Consider the following 24,948-nt stretch of genomic DNA (forward strand, 5'->3'; position numbering starts at 1 on the left):
CCTTACGGCTTCGTCAGCCCGAGCAGTCGGGCGGCGTTCTCCTTGAGGATCTTCGGCTTGACCTCGTCCTTGATCGACAGCTTCTCGAAGTCGGCGAGCCAGCGGTCGGGGGTGAGGACGGGGAAGTCGGAGCCGAAGAGGACCTTGTCCTTGAGCAGGGTGTTGGCGTACTGCACCAGCTGTGGCGGGAAGTACTTCGGCGACCAGCCGGACAGGTCGATGTGCACGCCCGGCTTGTGGGTGGCGACGGCGAGGGCCTCGTCCTGCCAGGGGAAGGACGGGTGCGCCAGGATGATCTTCATATGCGGGAAGTCGGCGGAGACGTCGTCCACGTGCAGGGGGTTGGAGTACTTCAGCCGGATCCCCCCGCCTCCCGGGACGCCGGCGCCGATGCCCGTCTGACCGGTGTGGAAGAGGGCGATCGTGCCCGTCTCCTCGATGACCTCGTACAGGTCGTACGCCACCGCGCGGTCGTTGGGGAAGAAGCCCTGGATGCTGGGGTGGAACTTGAAGCCCTTCACCCCGTACTCCTCGACCAGGCGGCGGGCCTGCCTGACGCCCGCCTTCCCCCGGAAGGGGTCGATGGAGGCGAAGGGGATGAGGACGTCGGCGTTGGCGGCCGCGGCCTCGGCGACCTCCTCGTTGGGGACGGGCGCGGTGCCGGTCGCGGACTCGGCGTCCACCGTGAAGATCACGGCGGCCATCTTCCGCTCGCGGTAGTAGGCGGCCGTCTCCTCGATCGTCGGCTTCCGCTTGCCCTCGACCTTGAAGTAGGCGGAGGAGGCGTCGTGCAGGTCGTCGTCCAGGGAGGAGTGGCCCTGGGAGGAGACCTCCGCGTGGGTGTGCACGTCGATGGCGACGAGGTCGTTCAGGTCCATCACGCCTCCGGAAGCTTCGGCGCCGGGATGCCGACGGACTGGAGTTCGGCGCCGACGGAGGTGGGGAAGGCGTCGGCGAGCGTGTCGGGGGTCCAGCCGCCGTCGGCGTAGGCCGCCCGGATCTCCTGCGGGTGCGACCAGAGTGCCACCTTGTCGCCGCCGATGCCGATGGCCTGACCTGTGATGTTCCGCGCGGCCTCGGAGGCGAGGAAGGGGACGAGGGCCGCGCAGTCCTCGGGGGTGCCGAAGCCCTCGCCCTTGCGGAGGAAGTCCGGGAGCGGCTCACCGTTCTTCATGGCCTCGATGTACGGGGCGAAGGCGGGGATGGTCTCGGTCATCGCGGTCGCGGCGACCGGGACGATCGCGTTGACGGTGATGCCGGCGCGGCCCAGTTCCATGGACCAGGTGCGGGCGAAGGCGGCGATGCCGGCCTTGGCGGCGGCGTAGTTGGTCTGGCCGAAGTTGCCGCGCTGTCCGGCCGGGGAGCCGACCAGGATCAGGGAGCCGCCCTCACCCTGCTCGCGCATCCGGACGGCGGCGGCGCGGGCGCAGGTGAAGGTGCCCTTGAGGTGGGTGGTGATCACCGCGTCGAAGTCGTCGTCGGTCATCTTCCACAGCACCTTGTCGCGCAGGATGCCCGCGTTGGTGACCAGGACGTCGATCCGCCCGAACTCCGCGACGGCCCGGTTCACGAGCCGCTCTGCGGCCTCGGTGGTACCGACGGCGACGACCTCGGCGACGGCCGTGCCGCCCGCGTCGGCGATGGACTTCACGGCCGCCTCGGCCACCGCCTCGTCGACGTCGTTGACGACCACGGACGCGCCGTGGGCGGCGAGGGCGTGCGCATAGGCCAGGCCGAGGCCCCGGCCGCTGCCGGTGACGACGGCGACCTTGCCGGAGAGATCGATGCTGGGCACGGGGGAGGTCCCTTCACGAGCTGATGCGGGTGGTGCGGGCGCCGCTCAGGGCGCCGCTGCCGAGATCGAAGCTAAGAGCAATAATTGTTGACGTCAATAGTTGTTGGTGACCTTCGGGTACGTCATGCTGGAATCTGCACGACAGTCCGACCCAGGGAGCCCGCCATCACACGCCAGCACGTCACCGACCCGAACCCGATCGACGCGGACGAGCCGTGGATGCGCGGGCTGCACGCCGACACGGGCTATCTGCTGTACCGGCTGGGCCTGCGCTCGGGTCAGCTGTTCAACACGTTCCTCCAGGCGTCGGGGCTGCGTCTGCGCCACTACGCGGTGCTGCGCTTCCTGGCGGGCTGCGAGGGCGCGCTCCAGCGCGAACTGAGCAACCGGCTCGGCTACGACCCGAGCGCGATCGTCGGCCTGGTGGACGACCTGGAGAAGCTGGGCTTCGCCGAGCGCCGCCCCTCCCCCGACGACCGCCGCAGCCGGATCGTCGCCCTGACCGAGCACGGCCGCGCCTTCCTGCGCGACACCGACGAGGCGGGCCTGCGGGTGACCAACGACCTCCTGGGCCCACTGGACGAGGCCGAGCGGGAGGCGCTGCACGGGCTGCTGCTGCGGATCGCGGAGGACGGACTCAGCTGATGTTGTGCAAGTGATTGACGGCGGCATGCGTCTTGCCTAGCTTCACTCGGGTCCCGCACCCCCGCCCCCCGCATCGGAAGGGACCCCGTGTCGAGAACCCCCACCGCGCTCACCCTGCTGGCCGTCACGCTGTGTGCGGCCACCGCCCTCCCCGCGCAGGCCGACGCCGCCACGGACAGCCACCTGGAGGGCCGACTCCCCTCAGGCGCCACGTACGTGATGGACGTGCCCGCCGACTGGAACGGCACCGTGCTGCTGTACAGCCACGGCTACCGACCGGCGGCGGCCCCCGTCGCCGCGCAGAACGCGCCCGGTTCGGCCACCTCGACCGACCTCCTCGACGAGGGCTACGCGCTCATCGGCTCCTCGTACGCGACGAACGGCTGGGCGATCACCGACGCCGTGCCGGACCAACTGGCCACGCTGGACCTGTTCACCGCGACGTTCGGCGCGGCCGAGCGGACGATCGCCTGGGGCACCTCCTACGGCGGTCTCGTCACCACCACGCTCGCCGAGCGGCACGCCGACCGCTTCGACGGTTCGCTGTCCATGTGCGGACTCGTGCAGGGCGGTGTCGCGAACTGGAACAGCACACTGGACCCGGTGTTCGCGCTCAAGACCCTGCTCGCCCCGGACGCGGACATCCCCCTCACCGATTTCGCCGACCAGTCGGCCGCGGTCACGGCCGCGAACGCCCTCACGACGAAGGCCGCCGAGGCCCAGCGGACCCCCGAGGGCCGGGCCCGTATCGCGCTCGCCGCCGCCCTGCACGACATCCCCGGCTACAACGACCCCGCCCAGACCGAGCCCGCCCCCACCGACCGGGACGCCCAGCAGGCCAACCAGTACGCGGCGGTCACGGGCCTGTTGCAGTGGCCCGCCTTCAGCTGGCGGCAGGAGGCCGAGAGCCGCGCCGGCGGCAACATGTCCTGGAACACCGGCGTCGACTACCGGGCGATGCTCGCCCGCTCCCCGCTGTACAAAGAGGTGACGGAGCTCTACAAGGAGGCCAGGCTTTCCCTGCGCGCCGACCTGGGGACCCTCGACAGCGCTCCGCGGATCTCCGCCGACCCCTCCGCCGTACGGTGGATGCGGCGGACCAGCGCGCTCTCGGGCCGCCTGACCGACCCCCAGCTCGACATCCACACCACCGGCGACGCGCTGATACCCGTCCAGGCCGAGAGCGCCTACCGGCGGACCGCCACGGCGGCGGGCTCCGGCAGGCTCCTGAGCCAGGCCTACGTCGACGGCCCCGGCCACTGCACCTTCACCACCGGTGAGATGATCGGCGCCCTGCACACCCTGGAGCACCGCCTGGACACCGGCCGCTGGGACGCCTCGCCCGCGGCTCTCAACTCGCGCTCCGCACAGGCGGATCCGTCGAGCGCACCGCGGTACGTGCGTCACCGGCCCGCGTCCTACCCCCGCCCCTACGACCTCGCGCACCCGGGAGACGCCCGGCCATGACCGTCCTTCCCCCCTCCCGACTCCGCTCGCGCGGGGGCACCCCCACCGCGCCCGACCGACTGCTGTCCGTGCTCGCCGCGTTCGACCTCGAACACCCGGCCCTGAGCCTGTCGGACATCAGCCGGCGGGCGGGGCTGACCCTGACCACCGCGCACCGGCTCGTGGGCGCCCTGACCGACTGGGGCGCCCTGGAGCGGGACGAGTCAGGCGTGTACCACGTCGGGCTGCGGCTGTGGGAGGTCGCCGCCCTCGCCCCGCGCGGCCTCGCACTGCGGCAGATCGCCCTGCCGTACCTGGAGGACCTGTACGAAGCCACCCACGAGAACGTGCAGTTGGCCGTGCGCGACGGCACCGACGTCGTCTACATCGAGTGGCTCTCGGGGCGTTCGTCGGTCGGCGTGCACATCCGCGTCGGCGCCCGCTGGCCCCTGCACGCCACCGGCGTCGGCCTCGCGCTGCTCGCCCACGAGACCCCGGAGTTCCAGGAACGGTACTGCGCGGGCCCGTTGACCGCCTTCACCCCCTACACCCTCACCGATCCGGCCCGCCTGCGCCGCGTGCTGGCCGACGTCCGGCGCACGGGGGTGGCGGTCAGCGACCGCCAGGTCACCGACGACGCGCTCTCGGTGGCGGCCCCCGTGCGCGGCACGGGCGGGGTGGTGCGGGCGGCCGCCTCGATCGTGGTGCCCCACGCCGACGCCCAGGTACCGGTGCTGGTGCCGGCGGTGCAGGTGGCGGCCCGGGGGATATCGCGGGCGCTGGGGTGGCGTCCGTCGGTGGACGGTTGACGCCGGGCGGTGGGCGGTGGGCGGTTGACGCCGGGCGGTAGGAGGCAGGCGGTTGCGGTGGCGGTGGCCGCAGTCGTCCCGGATATCCCTCGCACCGGCGAGGCCGGGCCCGTCCCCCCTCGTGATACTGGTACGGCCCTTGCCCCGAGGAGCCGCCCATGTCCGCCCAGTTCCGGCTCGCGCCGGTCGCCGCAGTCTGGGTGCCGCGCTGGGCATGGTGGTGTGGGTCTTCCAGGACGGCCATCTGGCGGGTCTGCTGGGCGCGGAGGGCCTGGGCGCGCTGAGCCTGACGGCGCCGCCGCTGATCATCGCGTTCGCGTTCGGGCTGGCCATGGACTACGAACTGTTCATCCTGGCCCGGATGCGGGAGGCCCGGCGCCGCGGCGCTGACGACCGGGAGGCGGTGGTCACCGGGCTGCGCCGCTCCGGCCGGGTCGTCACCTGCGCGGCCCTGCTGCTGGCCGTGGTCTTCGGCGCCTTCATGACGGGCGGCTTCTCGCCCATCCTGCAGATCGGACTCGGCCTCACCCTCGCGGTCCTGATCGACGCCACCATCGTACGGATGCTGCTGGTCCCGGCGACGATGGCGCTGCTGGGGCGCATGCGTGGTGGGCACCGAAACCGCTGCGGCGGGCGCACGACCGGTTCGGACCGAGCGAGGAGGGGGCACCGGAGCCGCAGGTAGCGATGCGGGTGTGAGCGCGCGGGAGGGGGTCCGGCGGGCCCGGGCCCCCTCGTCCGCGGTCACCGGCTGGGGGACGCGTCGCCACCGGTTCTACGAGAGCTCCCTGCTCTAGGGACCCCCGGCCGGGAGCCGTGGGGCCGTGGGGCCGTGACCCGACGCCCGCGGGACGCTGCGCACCGGCCCCCACCCCCGCCCCCGCGCACCGCGCCGCACGGCGGATACGCTCGGGCGATGTCGAGTCGGGAAGTGGCTGCCGCAGTAGGTCTCGCACGGGTGTTGGCGCACTGCGGGGGCAGTACGGAGGCGGCCGTGCGTCATCTGGTGGGGGCCATCGCCTCCGCGCCGGAGGACCCTCAGCCGTACGCGGTCCTCGCCGAGCTGTGGCGGGATCAGCCGTCGGAGCTGGCCGAGGTCGTCCGCGGCGCCGACTCCCTGAGTGCGGTGACGGCACGGTCGTACGTCGACTTCCTCGAGAACTCCATGGACGACGCGGCGATGGCGCTCGGGTCGGTCACGGGTGCGCGGCCCGACATCGCGTGGGCGAGGGCCCCCTGGTTCGGGGACGAGCGTTTTCTCGGGGTGGTGAGTGCCGACGCGCTGGCCGAGGCCGCGATGCGGATCATGGACTACGGCCACGACCTGGACACCGAGCCGACGCGGGAACGGCTGCGGCCCTGGTTCGACGCCATCGACCTGGTCGCCGCCGACCGGCCCGCCGCAGAGGCGCTGGCCAGGATGGCGATCCTGTTGCGGGCCTGCGGGCGCACCGACGCGTCGTTCGCGCTCTGCGACCGGGCGGACGCCGTCGAGCGGGTCATGCTGACGGAGGTCGTGCGTGCGGGGACCTGGCGCAAGGCCGGTGACCCGGGAGAGACGGTGGCGGCGTTCGAGCGCGCTCTCGCCCTGGACCCGGGCAACTGGTCGCTCCACCTCGACCTGGCCGATGTCCACGCCGAGCAGGGCGACTTCGCCGCGGCGGTCGACATGGTCGACCGGGGAGCGCGGTGCGCGCCGAGCGAGCTCACCCTGCGCGCGGCCGGGGCCGCCTACCGGGCACGGCTGACCGGCTCGCCCGCCGAGCTGAGCGAACTCATGGCCCTGGCACCGGAGTTGCCGAACGACTCCTACCTGGGCCTGCTGATCGACCACGCCTGCGCCGGCCCCGGCCTGCCCGCCGAGCTGGTGGCAACGGCCCGCGCCATCCAGCACCGCTGACAGGCACCCCCGCCTGCCCACCGGACTCATGGCAACGGCCCGCGCCATCCAAAACCCCTGACAAGCACCCCGGCCCGCCCACCCGGACTCCTGGCAACGGCCCCCGCCATCCAGCACCCCTGACAGACGCGGCGGGCACCAGCGGCCAGTCGGCGGACTTCGTGAACGTGAACTGGTTCACCTTCGGGCACTGACCCGCCCTCTCGGTGAGGGGCTCCGCGGCGGCGGAGCCCCTACCGCAGTTCCGCCCGGAAGGCCACCGGGGTCTGACCCGCGTGCAGTTGGAAGAACTTGGAGAAGTTCGCCGCGTCCGGGAAGCCCACCGCCGCGCCCACCCGCCCGATCGGCAGGTCCGTGTGCGCGAGGAGCCGTTTGGCCTCCAGGACGACCCGCTTGTCGATGAACCCCTTCGGGGTCTCCCCGGTCGCGGCGCGCACCGCGCGGACCAGGGTGCGGCGGGAGTAGCCGAGGGCGTCGGCGTACGCGCTGACGCTGTGGTTGGTCGCGAAGTCCCGCTCCACCGCGTCCCGGAAGAGGGTGAACGTCGTGTCCGACGCCTCCTGGACCCCCTCCCGCGAGTGGGCCGCCAGATGCGCCAGCCGGAGCAGGAACGCCGTCAGGGAGTGCCGCAGCACCGCCGTGTGCACGCTGAGGGGCAGGGTCGCGGTGTCCTTGTACTCGCGCCGCAGCTGCGCCAGCGCCGCCCCCAGCCCCGCCAGTTGGCCCGCGTCGGGGTGCAACAGGGGCGGCAGGTCGTAGCGGTACAGCCCCGTCGCCTCGACCGTCGCCCGTGGCAGAAAGCCCGGTTGCATGGTCAGCACCGTTCCGAGGTACCCGCTGGTCTGCGAGAAGCGGTGGACCTGGCCCGGGCGGATCCACAGCACGTCGCCGGCGTACGCCTCGTACTCGGCGAAGTCGATCATGTGGCGGACCGGGCCCTTGTCGAAGAACATCACGAGATGGAAGTCGATGCGATGGACGCGGTGCAGCGGGGCATCGGCATGCCAGGTGCGGTGCGGGCCCATCGGACCGACCTGCATGCCGACACCGCCGACGCTCAGCTCGACCGGGAAGGGGAACGTTGTGATCGCGTCGCCGTCGACACCTTGAGGGGTTCTGTCCGCCATGTCCTTCTCGTGCCATCTACCTGGAGTGCTCCGTGTCCCACTTTCACCACAGGCTGACACACCGCGACCTTCCCCCGTAAAAGTCCGACTTTTAAGTTTGAACACGTCAGAGCAGATACCCGCTCCCACCAAGGACTTCTTGAAGATGAGCACGCAGACACCGGACCGCCTCCCATGGACCGACCTCGACCGGCGTGCCGTCGACACCGCCCGGCTGCTGGCGGCCGACGCCGTACAGAAGGTCGGGAACGGGCATCCGGGCACCGCGATGGCCCTGGCCCCGGCGGCGTACACGCTCTTTCAGAAGGTGATGCGGCACGACCCGGCGGACCCCGAGTGGACCGGCCGTGACCGGTTCGTCCTGTCCCCGGGCCACACCTCGCTCACCCTCTACACCCAGCTCTACCTCGCCGGGTACGAGCTCGGGCTCGAGGACCTGAAGGCGTTCCGCACGCACGGCTCCAAGACGCCCGGTCACCCCGAGTACGGGCACACCGCCGGCGTCGAGACCACCACCGGGCCGCTCGGGCAGGGCCTCGCCAACGCCGTGGGCATGGCCATGGCCGCCCGCTACGAGCGCGGTCTGTTCGACCCGGAGACCCCCGAGGGCGAGTCCCCCTTCGACCACACCATCTGGGCGATCGTCTCCGACGGCGACCTGGAGGAGGGCGTCTCCGCCGAGGCCTCCTCGCTCGCCGGTCACCAGCGGCTGGGCAACCTCGTCCTCCTCTACGACGACAACCACATCTCCATCGAGGGCGACACCGCGACCGCCTTCTCGGAGGACGTCCTGAAGCGGTACGAGGCCTACGGCTGGCACACCCAGCGCGTCGAGCCCTCCGTGGACGGCGACATCGACGTACCGGCCCTGTACGGCGCGCTCAAGACCGCGCAGGCCGAGACCGGGCGGCCGTCCATCATCGCGATGCGCACGATCATCGCCTGGCCCGCGCCGAACGCCCGGAACACCGAGGCCTCCCACGGCTCCGCCCTCGGCGAGGACGAGATCGCGGCCACCAAGCGCGTCCTCGGCTTCGACCCGGAGCAGACCTTCGAGGTGGCCGACGAGGTCCTCGCCCACAGCCGCCGGGCCCTGGACCGGGGCGCCGAGGCGCACGCGGCCTGGGACAAGCGGCTCCAGGAGTGGCGGGACGCCCAGCCGGAGCGCGCGGCGCTCTTCGACCGGGTGGTCGCCGGTCAGCTCCCCGAGGGCTGGGAGTCCTCGATCCCGGTGTTCGAGGAGGGTGGTTCGGTCGCCACCCGCGCCGCGTCCGGCAAGGTGCTGCAGGCGCTTGGCGCAGTGATCCCCGAGCTGTGGGGCGGCTCCGCCGACCTCGCCGGGTCCAACAACACGACCATCGACAAGACCTCGTCGTTCCTGCCGGCCGGCAACCCGCTGCCCGAGGCTGACCCGTACGGCCGTACGGTCCACTTCGGCATCCGCGAGTTCTCCATGGCCGCGGAGATGAACGGCATCGCGCTGCACGGCAACACCCGGATCTACGGCGGCACCTTCCTGGTGTTCTCCGACTACATGCGCAACGCCGTCCGGATGTCCGCGCTGATGCAGCTGCCCGTCACCTACGTGTGGACGCACGACTCCGTCGGTCTCGGCGAGGACGGCCCCACCCACCAGCCGGTCGAGCACCTGGCCTCGCTGCGCGCCATCCCGGGCCTGAACGTCGTCCGGCCCGCCGACGCCAACGAGACCGCGATCGCCTGGGCCGAGATCCTCAGGCGGCACGCCACCAAGCCGGCCCCGCACGGCCTGGCCCTCACCCGGCAGGGCGTGCCGACGTACGCGCCCAACCCGGACGCGGCCAAGGGCGGTTACGTCCTCGCCGAGTCCTCGAAGGACACCCCCGACGTGGTGCTCATCGCCACCGGCTCCGAGGTGCAGCTCGCCGTCGCGGCACGCGAGCGGCTGGAGGCCGAGGGGGTCGCCACGCGCGTGGTGTCGATGCCGTCCGTGGAGTGGTTCGATGAGCAGCCGCGCGAGTACCGCGACAGCGTCCTTCCGCCGTCCGTGCGAGCACGGGTCGCGATCGAGGCCGGGATCGGTCTGACGTGGTACCGGTTCACAGGTGACGCAGGACGCATCGTCTCCCTCGAACACTTCGGCGCCTCCGCCGATGCCAAGACCCTCTTCGCCGAGTTCGGCTTCACCGCCGAGAACGTCGTCGCGGCGGCCAGGGCTGCACTTGATTCCACTACGGGCCTCACCGCCGCGCGCGGCTGATCCGATCGCCAGAAAGAAGATGATCACTGTGACCGAAGCGACCGCGACCGCGGGAGCACTCAAGCGCCTGTCCGACGAAGGGGTCTCCATCTGGCTGGACGACCTCTCGCGCGGGCGGATCGAGTCGGGCAACCTCGCCCGACTCCTCACGACCAAGAACGTCGTGGGCGTCACCACCAACCCGTCCATCTTCCAGGCCGCCATCGGCTCCGGAGAGGGCTACGAGGAGCAGCTGACCGACCTCGCCGTGCGCGGTGTGACGGTCGACGAGGCCGTACGGATGATGACGACCGCCGACGTCCGCGCGGCCGCCGACGTCCTGCGTCCGGTCCACGACACGACGGGCGGCCGGGACGGCCGGGTCTCCATCGAGGTCGACCCGCGTCTGGCCCACCGCACCGCGGCGACGGTCGCCGAGGCCAAGCAGCTCGCCTGGCTCGTCGACCGCCCCAACGTGATGATCAAGATCCCGGCGACGAAGGCCGGCCTCCCGGCGATCACCGAGGTCATCGGCCTCGGCATCAGCGTCAACGTCACGCTGATCTTCTCGCTGGAGCGCTACCGCGAGGTCATGGACGCCTACCTGGCCGGTCTGGAGAAGGCCGCCGCCAGGGGCCTGGACCTCTCCGCCATCCACTCGGTCGCCTCCTTCTTCGTCTCGCGCGTCGACTCCGAGATCGACAAGCGGCTGACCGTTCTCGGCACCGACGAGGCGCTCGCCCTCAAGGGCCGGGCCGCCCTCGCCAACGCGCGGCTCGCCTACGAGGCGTACGAGGAGGTCTTCGCGGGTGACCGCTGGACCGCCCTCGCCGGCGCCGGCGCCACCAAGCAGCGCCCGCTGTGGGCCTCGACCGGCGTCAAGGACCCGGCCTACAAGGACACCCTCTACGTCGACGAGCTGGTCGCGCCCGGCACCGTCAACACGATGCCCGAGGCGACGCTGAACGCCACCGCCGACCACGGTGAGATCACCGGCGACACCGTCACCGGCGGCTACGCCCAGGCGCGCGCCGACCTGGCCGCCGTGGCGGCGCTCGGGATCTCCTACGACGAGGTCGTGCAGCAGCTGGAGGACGAGGGCGTCGCCAAGTTCGAGGCGGCCTGGAACGACCTGCTGACCGCCGTCGCCAAGTCGCTGGACGCCAAGGGGGTGGAGTCGGAATGACCAGGACGCCCGCGCCCAAGCCCTCCAAGACCAAGGCTTCTACGACCGAGACTCCTGCGGCCGAGACTCCCGTGACCGAGACTTCTGCCGCCGAGGCTTCCGCGATCGCGACGTCCGCGGCCGCGGCTCCTGGCGAGGAGTCCGCTTCCGCCGCGAACTCCGCCGCCGAGGCCCTCGCGGCGGCCGCCGAGACCGTCGCGGCCTCCGAGCCGGACTGGGAGAACCCGCTCCGCCACCCCCAGGACCGCCGGCTCCCCCGCATCGCCGGACCCTCCGGGCTCGTCATCTTCGGTGTCACCGGTGACCTGTCCCGCAAGAAGCTGATGCCGGCCGTGTACGACCTGGCCAACCGCGGCATGCTGCCGCCGGGCTTCTCACTCGTCGGGTTCGCCCGCCGGGACTGGGCGGACCAGGACTTCGCCCAGGTCGTCCACGACTCGGTGCGCGAGCACGCCCGGACCCCGTTCCGCGAGGAGGTCTGGCAGCAGCTCGCCGAGGGCATGCGGTTCATCCCGGGCGACTTCGACGACGACGACGCGTTCAAGCAACTGCGGGACGCCGTCGAAGAGTTGGACGCCTCCCGGGGCACCAGCGGCAACTACGCGTTCTATCTCTCGGTACCGCCGAAGTTCTTCCCCAAGGTCGTCCAGCAGCTGAAGAAACACGGCCTCGCGAACGCCCCCGAGGACTCCTGGCGGCGGGCGGTCATCGAGAAGCCGTTCGGCAGCGACCTCGCCAGCGCGCGGGAGCTGAACCGCATCGTGCACGACGTGTTCGAGCCGGACCAGGTCTTCCGGATCGACCACTACCTCGGCAAGGAGACCGTCCAGAACATCCTGGCGCTGCGCTTCGCCAACCAGATGTACGAGCCGATCTGGAACCGGTCGTACGTCGACCACGTACAGATCACGATGGCCGAGGACATCGGCATCGGCGGCCGGGCCGGCTACTACGACGGCATCGGCGCCGCGCGTGACGTCATCCAGAACCACCTCCTGCAACTCATGGCGCTCACCGCCATGGAGGAGCCCATCGCCTTCGACGCCGAGTCGCTGCTCACCGAGAAGCTCAAGGTGCTGAAGTCGGTGCGACTGCCGGAGGACATCGGCAAGCACACCGTGCTGGCGCAGTACGCCGAGGGCTGGCAGGGCGGCGCGAAGGTGCCCGGGTACCTCCAGGAGGAGGGCATCGACCCGCAGTCGAAGACCGACACGTACGCGGCCATCAAGCTGGAGGTCGACAACCGGCGCTGGGCGGGCATCCCGTTCTATCTGCGCACCGGCAAGCGGCTCGGCCGCCGGGTCACGGAGATCGCGGTCGTCTTCAAGCGCGCCCCGCACTCCCCGTTCGACTCGACGGCCACCGAGGAACTCGGCCAGAACGCCATCGTCATCCGGGTCCAGCCGGACGAGGGCATGACGGTCCGGTTCGGCTCCAAGGTGCCGGGCACCTCGATGGAGATCCGGGACGTGTCGATGGACTTCGCCTACGGCGAGTCGTTCACCGAGTCCAGCCCGGAGGCGTACGAGCGGCTCATCCTGGATGTCCTCCTGGGCGACGCCAACCTCTTCCCCCGTCACCAGGAAGTGGAAGAGTCCTGGAAGATCCTCGACCCGATCGAGGCGTACTGGGCCCAGCACGGCAGGCCCGCGCAGTACGCGTCGGGCAGTTGGGGCCCCGAGGAAGCCGACGAGATGCTCGCACGAGACGGACGGAGCTGGCGCAGGCCATGAAGATCGACCTGACCGACACCACGGCAAGCAAGATCAACAAGGCGCTGGTGCAAGGGCGCCGCGCCATCGGCACCCCGGCCGTGGGCATGGTCCTGACGATGGTCATCGTCACGGACGAGGAGAACGCCTACGACTCGATCAAGGCGGCCGAGGAGGCCTCGCACGAGCACCCCTCGCGCACCCTGGTCGTCATCAAGCGGCACGCCCGCACCCCGCGCGACCGCCAGTCCTCCCGGCTGGACGCCGAGGTCCGGGTGGGTGCCGACGCCGGCACCGGTGAGACGGTCGTGCTGCGGACCTACGGCGAGGTGTCCGACCACGCCGACTCCGTCGTCCTGCCGCTGCTGCTGCCCGACGCCCCCGTGGTGGTCTGGTGGCCGGTGGAGGCCCCGGAGAACCCGGCGAAGGACCCGCTGGGCGCCCTGGCACAGCGCAGGATCACCGACCTGTACGCCGTGGAGAACCCCCTTCGGGTCCTGGCGGCCCGGAGGAACACCTACGCGCCCGGTGACACCGACCTCGCCTGGACCCGCCTCACTCCCTGGCGGTCGATGCTGGCCGCCGCCCTCGACCAGGCCAAGGAGAAGATCACCTCGGCGGCCGTGGAGGCCGAGGAGGAGAACCCGGCCGCCGAACTGCTGGCCCGCTGGCTGGAGGCCCGCCTCGGCGTCAGCGTGGAACGGGTGGTGAGCGCCGGTCCGGTCGTCACCGCCGTCCGCCTGGGCACCGCGGGCGGCGAGGTCGTCATCGACCGCCCCGAGGGCCCGCTGGCCACGCTGTCCCTGCCCGGTCAGCCCCCGCGCACCCTAGCGCTGAAGGTCCGCACCACCTCCGAACTCATCGCCGAGGAGCTCAGGCGCCTCGACGCGGACGAGATGTACGCCGTCGCCCTGCGGGGCCAGTCCGGCAAGGAGAACCGCTGATGTCCGACACCCCCCACCTCACCCGGCGGCCCGAGTGGACCGCGCTGGAGGACCACCGCGCCGAGGGGCGCCCCCAGCTGCGTGAGCTGTTCGCGGCCGACCCCGCTCGCGCGCAGCGGTACGTCGTACGCGTGGGCGATCTGCGCATCGACTACTCCAAGCACCTGATCACCGACGAGACGATGGCGCTGCTCCGGGAACTGGCCGCCGCCACCGACGTGTTCGGCCTGCGCGACGCCATGTTCCGGGGCGAGCGGATCAACCTCACCGAGGACCGGGCGGTCCTGCACACCGCGCTGCGCGCCCCGGCCGACGCGGTCGTCGAGGTCGACGGCGAGAACGTCGTGCCGCAGGTGCACGCGGTGCTGGACAAGATGGCCGACTTCGCGAACCGGGTCCGCTCCGGCGAGTGGACCGGCCACACCGGCAAGCGCATCAGGAACGTCGTCAACATCGGCATCGGCGGCTCGGACCTGGGCCCCGCGATGGCGTACGACGCGCTGCGCGCCTTCACGGCCCGCGAGCTGACGTTCCGTTTCGTCTCCAACGTCGACGGCTCCGACCTGCACGAGGCGGTGCGCGACCTGGACCCGGCGGAGACGCTGTTCATCGTCGCGTCCAAGACCTTCACCACCATCGAGACGATCACCAACGCCACCTCGGCCCGCTCCTGGCTGCTGGAGGGCGTCGGCGGCGACGAGAAGGCGGTCGCCCGGCACTTCGTGGCGCTGTCGACGAACGGCGGCAAGGTCACCGAGTTCGGCATCGACCCGGACAACATGTTCGAGTTCTGGGACTGGGTCGGCGGCCGCTACTCCTACGACTCGGCGATCGGCCTGTCCCTGATGATCGCCATCGGCCCGGACCGCTTCCGGGAGATGCTCGACGGTTTCCGGATCGTCGACGAGCACTTCCTCCGCGCGCCCGCCGAGGCCAACGCCCCGCTGATCCTGGGCCTGCTGGGGATCTGGTACGGCAACTTCCTGGACGCCCAGTCGCACGCGGTACTGCCGTACAGCCACTACCTGTCGAAGTTCACCGCCTACCTCCAGCAGCTCGACATGGAGTCCAACGGCAAGTCGGTGCAGCGTGACGGCCGACCCGTGGACTGGGAGACCGGTCCCGTGGTGTGGGGCACGCCCGGCACCAACGGGCAGCACGCGTACTACCAGTTGATCCACCAGGGCACCAAGCTGATCCCGGCGGACTTCATCGGCTTCGCCCGTCCGGTGGACGAGCTGAGCGACGAACTCAAGGCGCAGCACGACCTGCTGATGGCCAACCTGTTCGCCCAGGGTCAGGCCCTCGCGTTCGGCAAGACGCCCGACGAGGTGCGCGCCGAGGGCGTGCCCGAGGAACTGGTGGCGCACAAGACGTTCCGGGGCAACCACCCGACGACGACGATCCTGGCGAAGGAACTCACCCCGTCCGTGCTGGGCCAGCTGATCGCGCTGTACGAGCACAAGGTGTTCGTCCAGGGCGCCGTCTGGAACATCGACTCCTTCGACCAGTGGGGCGTCGAGCTCGGCAAGGTCCTCGCCAAGCGGGTCGAACCCGCCCTCACCGAAGGCGCCGAGGTCCCCGGCCTCGACGCGTCCACCGCCGCCCTCGTGGCCGCCTACCGTGAACTCAAGGAAGTGCACTGACATGCAGCTCGGACTGATCGGCCTCGGCAAGATGGGCGGGAACATGCGCGAGCGGATCCGCCGCGCCGGCCACACCGTCATCGGCTACGACCGCAACCCCGAGGTCTCCGACGTGGCGAGCCTCGCCGAACTCGTGGACCGGCTCGAAGGCCCGCGCGTGGTCTGGGTGATGGTGCCGGCCGGCGCCCCCACCCAGTCGACGGTGGACGAGCTGGCCGAACTGCTGGAGCCGGGTGACGTCGTCGTGGACGGCGGCAACTCCCGCTGGACGGACGACGAGAAGCACGCCGGGGAGCTCGGCGCCAAGGGCATCGGCTTCGTCGACGCCGGTGTCTCCGGCGGCGTGTGGGGCCTGAAGAACGGTTACGCGCTGATGGTCGGCGGCGACGCCGAGCACGTCGCGAAGGTGCAGCCGGTCTTCGACGCCCTCAAGCCCGAGGGCGACTTCGGATTCGTCCACGCGGGCAAGGTCGGCGCCGGGCACTTCGCGAAGATGGTCCACAACGGCATCGAGTACGCGATGATGCAGGCCTACGCCGAGGGCTGGGAGCTGCTGGAGAAGGTCGACTCGGTGACCGACGTCCGCGAGGTGTTCCGGTCCTGGCAGGAGGGCACGGTCATCCGCTCGTGGCTGCTGGACCTGGCCGTGAACGCCCTCGGCGAGGACGAGCACCTGGACAAGCTGCGCGGTTACGCGGAGGACTCCGGCGAGGGCCGCTGGACCGTCGAGGCGGCCATCGACAACGCCGTGCCGCTACCGGCGATCACGGCCTCCCTGTTCGCGCGGTTCGCGTCCCGTCAGGACGACTCCCCGCAGATGAAGATGATCGCGGCGCTGCGCAACCAGTTCGGTGGCCACGCGGTCGAGTCCGCGAAGTAGGCGCGCCATGGGGGATCTTCTGCTGGTCCGCCACGGGGAGACGGAGTGGAGCGTGTCGGGCCAGCACACCAGCTGGACCGACCTGCCCCTCACCGCACACGGCGAGGAACAGGCCAAGTCCCTCGCCCCGTACCTCTCCGGGCGCGCCTTCGCGCTCGCGCTCAGCAGTCCGCTGAGCCGCGCCCTGCGCACCGCCGAACTCGCGGGCCTGGCCGGGGTGTCACCCTGGGACGAGCTCCACGAGTGGGACTACGGCGGCTACGAGGGCGTCACCACCGTCGACATCCACCGGACCCGGCCCGACTGGTACCTGTGGACCGACGGCGTGCCGCCCGGCCCCGAGGGGCACCCCGGGGAGTCGCCCGCCGAGGTCGGCGCGCGCGCCGACCGGGTGCTGGCCCGGGTGGACGGGGCGCTGCCCGACGGGGACGTGGTCCTCGTGGCGCACGCCCACTTCCTGCGGGTGGTCACCGCCCGCAGACTCGGCCTCCCCCCGGCGGACGGACGGCTGTTCCAGCTGGCGACCGGCACGGTCAGCCGGCTGTCCACGGAACACGGCCGACCGGTCCTCGCCGAGTGGAACGCGCGACCGTGAGCGACTGAACCACGACCCGGGCCACCGCGTCACCAACACCCCTGCAACGCCAGGGGGTTGACGCGGTGGCCCGGGCCGTCAGCCGGCCGTGGCCGTGTGCTGTGCCGCGAGCCGCACCGGCGCGTTCTGCGCGCCGTAGCCCCGGTACCCGTCGCGCTGGACCAGTTCGAGGAAGACGCGGCCCACCGTGCGGGTGTAGCAGTGGCGGAACTCTCCGTAGGCGTCCCGGTCGTAGAGGATGCCGAGTTCGCGGTAGGTCTCCAGCTCCCCGTCGGCGAACTCGAAGCGGGCGGCGAGGTCGTCGTAGTAGTTCGCGGGGATCGGCAGCAGGCGGCCGCCCGCGTCCCGGAAGCGACGGGCCGCCGCCACCACGTCGTCGGTGGCGAACGCGAGGTGCTGGGCGTGCACCGTGTCGTCGCTGGGCGCCGCCCCGACGCTCAGGGCGATACGGACGCTGCCGTCGGTGTTCGTCACCGCACGGCTGCGCATCAGGCCGTACGGGTCGGCGACGTCCACGCTCTCCTGGGCCTGCAGCCCGAGCACGCTGCGGTGGAACAGCGCCGCCTCGTCGAACTGGTGCCAGGGCTGCACGAGGGCGAGATGGTCGATGCGCCGCACCGCACCCGTGTACGCCGGCCCCGGCCCCCGCTGCGGACCCAGCCCCGCCGGCTCGTGCGGCACGGCCGCGAAGTCCGCACGCCAGTTGGGCAGTTCGGCGCGGTCGGTGGCGCAGAAGAACAGTTCCGTGCCGTCGGGCGCCGCCACCGCCTCCAGCGGGGCGTCCTCGGCGGCTCGGCGGCGTGGCAGGACCGGTGCGAGCAGGGCCTCCGCTCGGCGGGCGGCGCCCCGGGGGTCCGGGGACTCCAGGCCGATCGCGGCGAGCCCGGTGCCGTCGCGGCGCCCGGTCGGGCCGGTGTTGACCAGCAGCCGGGCCTCCCCCTGCTCCCACAGGTCCACCGGCTTGCTGCGGTGGCGGGCGGTCCGGGTGAAGCCGAGCGCGCCGAGCAGCGCGGTGACGGGTGCGGCGTCCGGGGTGAGCAGTTCGGCGAAGGCCACGCCCGTGGGGGCCACGGCGGCGGGCGGTGTCGAGACGCCGACGGTTTCCTGGAGCACCAACAGCGAGCGGTGCGCGTCCACCGCGGTGGGACCGGCCTCGGCCTGCCGGTGGACGTCGTTGAAGACTTCGAGGGAGAGCGGACCGTCGTAGCCCGTCCGCAGGACACGGCGGACGAGATCCGTCACGTCGAGACCACCCTGCCCGGGGAAGCAGCGGTGGTGGCGGCTCCACTGGAGGACGTCCATCGCGGGCAGCGGGGCGTCGGCGAGCTGGAGGAAGAAGATCTTCTCGCCGGGGATGTCCTCGATGCCCTTCGGGTCGGACCCGCGGGACAGGATGTGAAAGCTGTCCAGGCAGGTGCCCAGCGCCGGATGGTCCGCCGTCCGGACGATCCGCCAGGCGTGGTCGTAGGTGCTGACGTGCCGGCCCCACGCCAGCGCCTCGTAGGCGACCCGGATCCCGAACTCCCCCGCCAGGTCGGCCAGTCGGCCCAGCTGCTCGGCGGCGAGCGCGTCGTCGTCCACGGCGAGGGGGTGGACGCTGGAGCAGACGAGGACCGTGTCGGCGCCGAGGCGCCGCATCAGCTCGAACTTGCGGCGGGCGCGGCGCAGATTGGCCGCGAACTGCTCCTCGGGCACCGCCTCCATGTCCCGCATCGGCTGGTAGAGGTCGATGCCGAGGCCGAGGTCGGCGCAGCGGGCGCGGATCTCCTCGGGGGTGAGGGGGCTGGCGAGGAGGTCGTTCTCGAAGATCTCCACCGCGTCGAAGCCGGCCCGGGCGGCGGCCGTGAGCTTCTCGGTGAGGGAGCCGCTCAGGGAGACGGTGGCGATGGATGTCCGCACGTGGGTACCTCTTCCTGCTGCGTCTCTACTTCGGGGTCCTGACGGCACCGGCCAGTTCGGTGATGTCCGCGAGCATCCGCGCGACGTCGGGTTCCCGCCCGGTGAACAGGCGGAACGCGTCCGCGGCCTGGAACACGGCCATCCCGCCCCCGTCCAACGTGGCGCAGCCCGTCGCGCGGGCGGCACGCAGGAGTTCGGTCTCCAGGGGGCGGTAGACGACCTCGGCGACCCACAGGCCGGGGTGCAGGAGGTCGGCCGCGAAGGGGAGACCGGGATGGGCGGCCATGCCGGTGGGAGTGGCATGGACGATCCCGTCGGCGCTCCTGAGCAGCTCCGGCAGCCGGTCGGGGGTCGCGTGGGTGGCCCGGCCGGCGCCGAAGCGGCGGTTCAGCGCCGCGGCGAGATCCGCGGCCCGGTCGCCCAGCGCGTCCACGACGGTGACCCGTCCGGCGCCGAGGGTGAGGGTGGCGTGCGCGACGGCCGCGCCGGCGCCGCCCGCGCCCAGCTGCACGACCCGTTCCAGCGGTGCCTCCGGCAGACCGCGGGCGAAGGAGGCGGCGAAGCCGGTCACGTCGGTGTTGTGGCCGACGGCCCGGCCGTCCTCGAGGACCACGGTGTTGACCGCGCCGAGCGCCTCGGCCTGCGGAGAGAGCGCGTCGAGGTGCTCGATGACGAGTTGCTTGCAGGGGTGGGTGATGTTGAGCCCGTCGTAGCCGGTGTCGCGGGCGGACCGCAGCAGTTCGCCGACCGCCTCGGGGCCGACACCGAGGACGTCGATGTCGATGAGCCGGTACAGGCAGCGCAGCCCCTGGCGGTCGGCCTCCCGCTCGTGCAGGGCCGGGCTGAGCGAGGGGCCGATGCCCGCGCCGATCAACCCGACGAGATACGAGTCCTTGGCCACGGATGGACCTCCTGAGCGGCTCGCCAATGTACGAACTAGTGAGTTAGTCATAGCACCCGGTCGGCGCGGTGGGGAAGCCCTCCCCCGTCCCGCGGGGCGGCGGGCTTCTAGAATCGCGGCACTGGCCGCACACCGAAGGAAGCCGATGACCAGCGTCGAAGAACCGGCAGCATCAGGCGGGCGCACCCGTGACGCCGCGCGCACCAGGGCCGAGATCCTCGACGTGGCCACCCACGAGTTCGCCCGGGCCGGCTTCGCCGGGGCCCGCGTCGACGACATCGCCGCCCGGACCCGCACCACCAAGCGGATGATCTACTACTACTTCGGCGGCAAGGAGCAGCTCTTCACGGCCGTCCTGGAGCGGGCGTACGGCGTGATCCGCGAGGCCGAGCAGGAGCTGGACGTCGAGCACCTGGACCCGGTCGCGGCCATCCGCAAGCTGGCCGAGGTCACCTTCGACCACCACGAGCAGCACCCCGACTTCATCCGCCTGGTGAGCATCGAGAACATCCACGAGGCCGAGCACATCGCGGCCTCCGAGGAGCTCGGCAGGATCGGCTCGCCCGCGCTGGACGTGATCCGCCGGATCCTGGCGGCCGGGCAGGAGTCCGGCCTGTTCACGGCCGACGTGGACGCCGTCGACCTGCACGCGATGATCAGCTCCTTCTGCTTCTTCCGGGTCGCCAACCGGCACACCTTCGGCGCCCTGTTCGGCCGCGACCTGGTCGACCCCGCGCAGCGCGAGCACTACCGGAACATGCTGGGCGACATGGTGATCGCGTATCTCACGGCGGACCGCGCGGCCGGCTGAGGAGGGGCCGGCGGGACCCCTTGACAGGCGGGGCAGGGGCGCGCACCATCCGTAGCCAACCGCTACTAACTATCCAGTGGGTTAATTAGCCGGGGCGCGGAGCAGTGAACGCTCCGCCCGCCCGGCGCGGCCGACCCCCTCACCCCCCGGGACTCGGCACCACCTCCCCGCCGCTCACTCCGCCTGCGTCGGAGTCCCCCCGAAGGAGCACCCCGTGTCGTCCGTCCCCGCCGAAGCCGTCGGGCAGCCCAGGAAGGCGGCCACTGCCGCCTGGATCGGCAGCGCGCTGGAGTACTACGACTTCTTCATCTACGGCAGCGCGGCCGCGCTGATCTTCCCGAAGGTGTTCTTCGACGAGTCCGACCCGGCCAACGCGACCCTGCTGTCGCTGGCCACGTTCGGGGTGGCCTACGCCGCCCGTCCGGTCGGCGCGCTCTTCCTGGGCCACTTCGGCGACAAGGCCGGCCGCAAGAAGATCATGGTCTTCACGCTGATCCTGATGGGCCTGTCGACGTTCCTCATCGGCTGTCTGCCCACCCGCGACCAGGTCGGCTCGCTCGCACCGGTCCTGCTGGTGCTGTGCCGTGTCCTGCAGGGCATCTCCGCCGCCGGTGAGCAGGCGAGCGCGAACTCCATGACGCTGGAACACGCGCCCGCGCACCGGCGCGGCTTCTTCACGAGCTTCACCCTCAGCGGCACCCAGGGCGGCCAGCTCCTCGCCACACTGGCCTTCATCCCGATCGCCGCGCTCCCGGAGGACCAACTGCTGTCCTGGGGCTGGCGGATCCCGTTCTTCCTGAGCATCGCCGTCGCCGTCGTCGGCTACGTCATCCGCCGCAGGCTGGAGGAGACCCCGGCCTTCGCCCAGCAGAGCGCCACCGAGGGCGTCGTGAAGATGCCGCTCGCGGTCCTCGCGCGCCACCACTGGGCGGACGTGCTGCGGGTCGTCGCGGGCGCGCTGGTCGCCTCGGTCTCGACGATCTTCACGGTGTGGGCGCTGGCGTACGCCACGAGCGACTCGGTCGGCATGAGCCGGTCCTCGATGCTGTGGGTGGGCGCGCTGGCCAACCTGGTCGCCCTCGGCGCGATCCCGGCGTGGGCCACGCTCTCGGACCGCATCGGCCGCCGCCCGGTCTATCTGATCGGCGCCGCCGGCAGCGCGATCGCGATGTTCCTGTACCTGTGGGCGATCTCCACGGGCAACTACCCCCTCACCCTGCTGCTGGGCGTCCTCGCCTTCGGTGTGGTCTACAGCGCCGCGAACGGTGTCTGGCCGTCCTTCTACGGCGAGATGTTCTCGACCCGCGTCCGTCTGTCGGGCATGGCGATCGGCACCCAGATCGGCTTCGCGGTGGCCGGTTTCGCGGTCACGTTCGCGGCACGGATCGCCGGACCGGACGGCGACGACTGGTCGGCGGTCGCCCTGTTCACGGCCGCCCTGTGCGTCCCGCCGGTCATCGCCGCGCTCACGGCCCGGGAGACCCATCGGATCGCCACCGAGCACCTCGGCGAGCGCACCCCGGACACGGCGGCCGACCGGGAGACCGTCACCGCCTGACACCCCGCTCCCGGCCCCCCTGAGCCCCCGGACGCCGCACTGGCTCCGGGGGCTCGGCGCGCTGGTCTGACGCAGGCCCACTCGTCGCCTCCGGCCGGTTCGGGGCGTACGGTGTCGTCCCGCTCGCCCTGTCGACGACGGACCGGCCGCCGCCCTGGGGGTCCGCCAGCCGACCCGATCCCGGCCGGTCAGTTATCGAGAAGCGCACGGCCCGGGCCTGCGCCTAGCGTGGGGGACATGGATCTCTCCCTTCGTGCGCGACCGCGCCTTCCGCGACCCCGGGGGCATCCCGGTCCGTCTCCAGGAACGCGACTGATCAGGCGCGAAACACCCCGGAACCCTTTGTTCCCGCGGGGAAATCAGACCTAATGCTCCCAGCCGGTGAGATCGAACCAGGCGACAGCGACGACAGGCCGCCCGGGCGGCCCGCCCCGAACGATGGAGAGACGATGAGCATGGCCGAGCCGACGAGCGGACGGTCGTCCGAGCCGCACCCCGCCGACAGCCACGATCTGATCCGTGTGCACGGCGCGCGCGAGAACAATCTCAAGGACATCAGCATCGAGATCCCCAAGCGCCGGCTGACGGTGTTCACCGGCGTCTCCGGCTCGGGCAAGAGCTCCCTGGTGTTCGACACGATCGCGGCGGAGTCGCAGCGGCTGATCAACGAGACGTACAGCGCCTTCGTCCAGGGGTTCATGCCGACGCTGGCGCGGCCCGAGGTCGACGTCCTGGACGGTCTGACCACGGCGATCATCGTCGACCAGGAGCGGATGGGCGCCAACGCCCGCTCGACCGTCGGCACGGTCACCGACGTCAACGCGATGCTGCGCATCCTGTTCAGCCGGCTCGGCACACCGCACATCGGCCCGCCCAACGCATACTCCTTCAACGTGCCCTCGGTCTCGGCGAGCGGTGCGATCACCGTGGAGCGCGGCGGCAAGACCAAGGCGGAGAAGGCCACCTTCCACCGGCTCGGCGGCATGTGTCCGCGCTGCGAGGGCATGGGCTCGGTCAGCGACTTCGACCTCACGGCGCTGTACGACGACAGCCTGTCGCTCAACGAGGGCGCGCTGACCGTCCCCGGCTACAGCATGGACGGCTGGTACGGCCGGATCTTCCGGGGCAGCGGGTTCTTCGACCCCGACAAGCCGATCCGCAGGTTCAACAAGCGGGAACTGCACGACCTGTTGTACAAGGAGCCGACCAAGATCAAGGTCGAGGGGATCAACCTGACCTACGAAGGTCTGGTGCCCAAGATCCAGAAGTCCTTCCTCTCCAAGGACGTCGACGCCCTCCAGCCGCACATCCGCGCCTTCGTGGAGCGCGCGGTGACCTTCCAGACCTGTCCCGAGTGCGAGGGCACCCGGCTCAGCGCCGAGGCGCGCTCGTCGAAGATCAAGGGGAAGAACATCGCCGACGTCTGCGCCATGCAGATCGACGATCTCGCCGCCTGGGTACGGGAGTTGAAGGATCCGTCGGTGGCCCCCCTGCTGGCCTCGCTGGGTCACTCGCTGGACTCGTTCGTCGAGATCGGTCTCGGCTACCTCAGCCTGGACCGCCCCTCGGGCACCCTGTCGGGCGGTGAGGCGCAGCGCACCAAGATGATCCGCCACCTCGGCTCCTCCCTCACCGACGTCACGTACGTCTTCGACGAGCCGACGATCGGGCTGCACCCGCACGACATCCGCCGGATGAACGAGCTGCTGCTCCAGCTGCGCGACAAGGGCAACACCGTGCTGGTCGTCGAGCACAAGCCGGAGGCCATCGAGATCGCCGACCACGTCGTGGACCTCGGCCCGCGCGCCGGCTCCGCGGGCGGCGAGGTGGTCTTCGAGGGCACCGTCGAGGGGCTGCGGGCCGCCGACACGCTCACCGGACGGCACCTGGACGACCGGGCCGCGCTGAAGAAGTCGGTGCGCGAGCCGTCCGGTGTGCTGTCGGTGCGCGGTGCCGGGACCAACAACCTCCAGGACGTCGACGTCGACATCCCCCTCGGCGCGCTGGTCGTCCTCACCGGGGTCGCCGGGTCCGGCAAGAGCTCCCTGATCCACGGCTCGGTGTCCGGGCGGGACGGGGTGATCACGGTGGACCAGACGGGCATCCGCGGCTCCCGACGCAGCAACCCGGCCACGTACACCGGGCTGTTGGAGCCGATCCGCAAGGCGTTCGCCAAGGCCAACGGGGTGAAGCCGGCCCTGTTCAGCGCCAACTCCGAGGGTGCGTGCCCGACGTGCAACGGCGCGGGCGTCGTCTACACCGACCTGGCGATGATGGCCGGGGTGGCCTCCACCTGCGAGGAGTGCGAGGGGAAGCGGTTCCAGGCGGCCGTGCTGGAGTACCGCCTCGGCGGGCGGGACATCAGCGAGGTGCTCGCGATGCCGGTGTCCGAGGCGGTGGAGTTCTTCGGTGCGGGCGAGGCCCGTACGCCGGCCGCGCACAAGATCCTCGAACGGCTCGCGGACGTCGGGCTCGGCTACCTCACCCTCGGCCAGCCGCTGACCACGCTGTCGGGCGGTGAGCGGCAACGGCTGAAGCTGGCCACCCACATGGGCGAGAAGGGCGGGGTCTACGTCCTCGACGAGCCGACGACCGGCCTCCATCTCGCCGATGTGGAGCAACTGCTGGCCCTGCTCGACCGGTTGGTCGACTCCGGGAAGTCGGTCATCGTCATCGAGCACCACCAGGCGGTCATGGCGCACGCCGACTGGATCATCGACCTCGGCCCCGGCGCCGGCCATGACGGCGGCAGGATCGTCTTCGAGGGCACCCCGGCCGACCTGGTCGCGGCGCGTTCCACCCTCACGGGCGAACACCTCGCGGAGTACGTCGGCGGCTGAACGGGGCGCCCCTGCTCACGGGGGTGAGCAGTCGGC

19 protein-coding genes and 1 pseudogene are annotated in these 24,948 nt (G+C 71.5%); 15 read left to right on the forward strand and 5 right to left on the reverse strand.

Annotation, left to right across the window (positions count from 1 at the left end; translation table 11 throughout):
- Positions 1-2 precede the first annotated feature (2 nt).
- Together ACZ56U_RS20300 and ACZ56U_RS20305 are read right to left on the reverse strand one after the other, a co-directional pair.
- Positions 3-878, reverse strand: a complete 876-nt coding sequence (locus ACZ56U_RS20300) for an amidohydrolase family protein (protein WP_469085377.1) — start codon at positions 876-878, stop codon at positions 3-5.
- A complete protein-coding gene (locus ACZ56U_RS20305; RefSeq protein ID WP_469085378.1) occupies positions 878-1,795 on the reverse strand; it encodes an SDR family oxidoreductase in 918 nt (305 codons plus the stop codon). The genes ACZ56U_RS20300 and ACZ56U_RS20305 overlap by 1 nt, the downstream gene beginning before the upstream one ends.
- A gap of 219 nt (positions 1,796-2,014) precedes the next feature.
- On the opposite strand from ACZ56U_RS20305, the gene ACZ56U_RS20310 reads away from it, so the two are divergent.
- The 5 genes and pseudogenes from ACZ56U_RS20310 (at position 2,015) to ACZ56U_RS20330 (ending at position 6,595) form a co-directional block, all read left to right on the forward strand.
- Positions 2,015-2,440: a MarR family winged helix-turn-helix transcriptional regulator gene (locus ACZ56U_RS20310; RefSeq protein WP_469085379.1), complete on the forward strand. Its 426-nt coding sequence runs from the start codon at positions 2,015-2,017 to the stop codon at positions 2,438-2,440.
- 87 nt (positions 2,441-2,527) lie between these two features.
- Positions 2,528-3,907, forward strand: a complete 1,380-nt coding sequence (locus tag ACZ56U_RS20315) for an alpha/beta fold hydrolase (RefSeq protein WP_469085380.1) — start codon at positions 2,528-2,530, stop codon at positions 3,905-3,907.
- Complete coding sequence (locus ACZ56U_RS20320) at positions 3,904-4,695, forward strand: IclR family transcriptional regulator (RefSeq protein ID WP_469085381.1); 792 nt, start codon at positions 3,904-3,906, stop codon at positions 4,693-4,695. The genes ACZ56U_RS20315 and ACZ56U_RS20320 overlap by 4 nt, the downstream gene beginning before the upstream one ends.
- A 193-nt stretch (positions 4,696-4,888) precedes the next feature.
- Positions 4,889-5,394: pseudogene (locus ACZ56U_RS20325) on the forward strand (MMPL family transporter); the annotation flags it as partial.
- 295 nt (positions 5,395-5,689) lie between these two features.
- Positions 5,690-6,595 carry a tetratricopeptide repeat protein gene (locus tag ACZ56U_RS20330; protein ID WP_469085382.1) on the forward strand — a complete coding sequence of 302 codons (906 nt, stop codon included), beginning with the start codon at positions 5,690-5,692 and terminating at the stop codon, positions 6,593-6,595.
- Between the two features lie 233 nt (positions 6,596-6,828).
- Here ACZ56U_RS20330 and ACZ56U_RS20335 read toward each other — a convergent pair whose 3' ends face one another.
- A complete protein-coding gene (locus ACZ56U_RS20335) occupies positions 6,829-7,722 on the reverse strand; it encodes a helix-turn-helix domain-containing protein (RefSeq protein ID WP_469085383.1) in 894 nt (297 codons plus the stop codon).
- 145 nt (positions 7,723-7,867) lie between these two features.
- Between ACZ56U_RS20335 and tkt the strand changes: the two genes are divergently transcribed.
- From tkt to ACZ56U_RS20370, 7 genes are read left to right on the forward strand one after another with little or no spacing between them, the layout of a single operon-like run.
- Positions 7,868-9,961, forward strand: coding sequence for a transketolase (gene tkt, locus ACZ56U_RS20340; protein WP_469085384.1), 2,094 nt, complete (start codon positions 7,868-7,870; stop codon positions 9,959-9,961).
- A gap of 19 nt (positions 9,962-9,980) precedes the next feature.
- The gene (gene tal / locus ACZ56U_RS20345) at positions 9,981-11,126 is read left to right on the forward strand and encodes a transaldolase (RefSeq protein ID WP_469085385.1); all 1,146 of its coding nucleotides are present in this window, start codon (positions 9,981-9,983) and stop codon (positions 11,124-11,126) included.
- On the forward strand, positions 11,123-12,859 hold the full coding sequence (gene zwf, locus ACZ56U_RS20350; RefSeq protein ID WP_469085386.1) for a glucose-6-phosphate dehydrogenase: 1,737 nt from the start codon (positions 11,123-11,125) through the stop codon (positions 12,857-12,859). Before tal ends, zwf begins: the two co-directional genes overlap by 4 nt.
- Positions 12,856-13,782 (forward strand): glucose-6-phosphate dehydrogenase assembly protein OpcA, encoded by a 927-nt coding sequence (opcA, locus tag ACZ56U_RS20355; protein ID WP_469085387.1) that lies wholly within the window; start codon positions 12,856-12,858, stop codon positions 13,780-13,782. Before zwf ends, opcA begins: the two co-directional genes overlap by 4 nt.
- Positions 13,782-15,428 carry a glucose-6-phosphate isomerase gene (gene pgi / locus ACZ56U_RS20360; RefSeq protein ID WP_469085388.1) on the forward strand — a complete coding sequence of 549 codons (1,647 nt, stop codon included), beginning with the start codon at positions 13,782-13,784 and terminating at the stop codon, positions 15,426-15,428. The genes opcA and pgi overlap by 1 nt, the downstream gene beginning before the upstream one ends.
- A 1-nt stretch (position 15,429) precedes the next feature.
- Complete coding sequence (gene gnd / locus ACZ56U_RS20365; RefSeq protein WP_469085389.1) at positions 15,430-16,308, forward strand: phosphogluconate dehydrogenase (NAD(+)-dependent, decarboxylating); 879 nt, start codon at positions 15,430-15,432, stop codon at positions 16,306-16,308.
- A gap of 7 nt (positions 16,309-16,315) precedes the next feature.
- Positions 16,316-16,903: a histidine phosphatase family protein gene (locus tag ACZ56U_RS20370; protein WP_469085390.1), complete on the forward strand. Its 588-nt coding sequence runs from the start codon at positions 16,316-16,318 to the stop codon at positions 16,901-16,903.
- A 78-nt stretch (positions 16,904-16,981) separates the two neighbouring features.
- Here the strand turns inward: ACZ56U_RS20370 and ACZ56U_RS20375 are convergent, their stop codons facing one another.
- Positions 16,982-18,802 (reverse strand): bifunctional sugar phosphate isomerase/epimerase/4-hydroxyphenylpyruvate dioxygenase family protein, encoded by a 1,821-nt coding sequence (locus tag ACZ56U_RS20375; protein ID WP_469085391.1) that lies wholly within the window; start codon positions 18,800-18,802, stop codon positions 16,982-16,984.
- Between the two features lie 25 nt (positions 18,803-18,827).
- Complete coding sequence (locus ACZ56U_RS20380; protein ID WP_469085392.1) at positions 18,828-19,754, reverse strand: shikimate dehydrogenase; 927 nt, start codon at positions 19,752-19,754, stop codon at positions 18,828-18,830.
- A gap of 94 nt (positions 19,755-19,848) precedes the next feature.
- Between ACZ56U_RS20380 and ACZ56U_RS20385 the strand changes: the two genes are divergently transcribed.
- The 3 genes from ACZ56U_RS20385 (at position 19,849) to ACZ56U_RS20395 (ending at position 24,912) form a co-directional block, all read left to right on the forward strand.
- Positions 19,849-20,514: a TetR family transcriptional regulator gene (locus ACZ56U_RS20385; protein WP_469085393.1), complete on the forward strand. Its 666-nt coding sequence runs from the start codon at positions 19,849-19,851 to the stop codon at positions 20,512-20,514.
- Between the two features lie 214 nt (positions 20,515-20,728).
- A complete protein-coding gene (locus ACZ56U_RS20390; RefSeq protein ID WP_469085394.1) occupies positions 20,729-22,072 on the forward strand; it encodes an MFS transporter in 1,344 nt (447 codons plus the stop codon).
- 449 nt (positions 22,073-22,521) lie between these two features.
- The gene (locus ACZ56U_RS20395; protein ID WP_469085395.1) at positions 22,522-24,912 is read left to right on the forward strand and encodes an ATP-binding cassette domain-containing protein; all 2,391 of its coding nucleotides are present in this window, start codon (positions 22,522-22,524) and stop codon (positions 24,910-24,912) included.
- Positions 24,913-24,948 lie beyond the last annotated feature (36 nt).

Source organism: Streptomyces sp. NPDC034103, assembly GCF_055575395.1.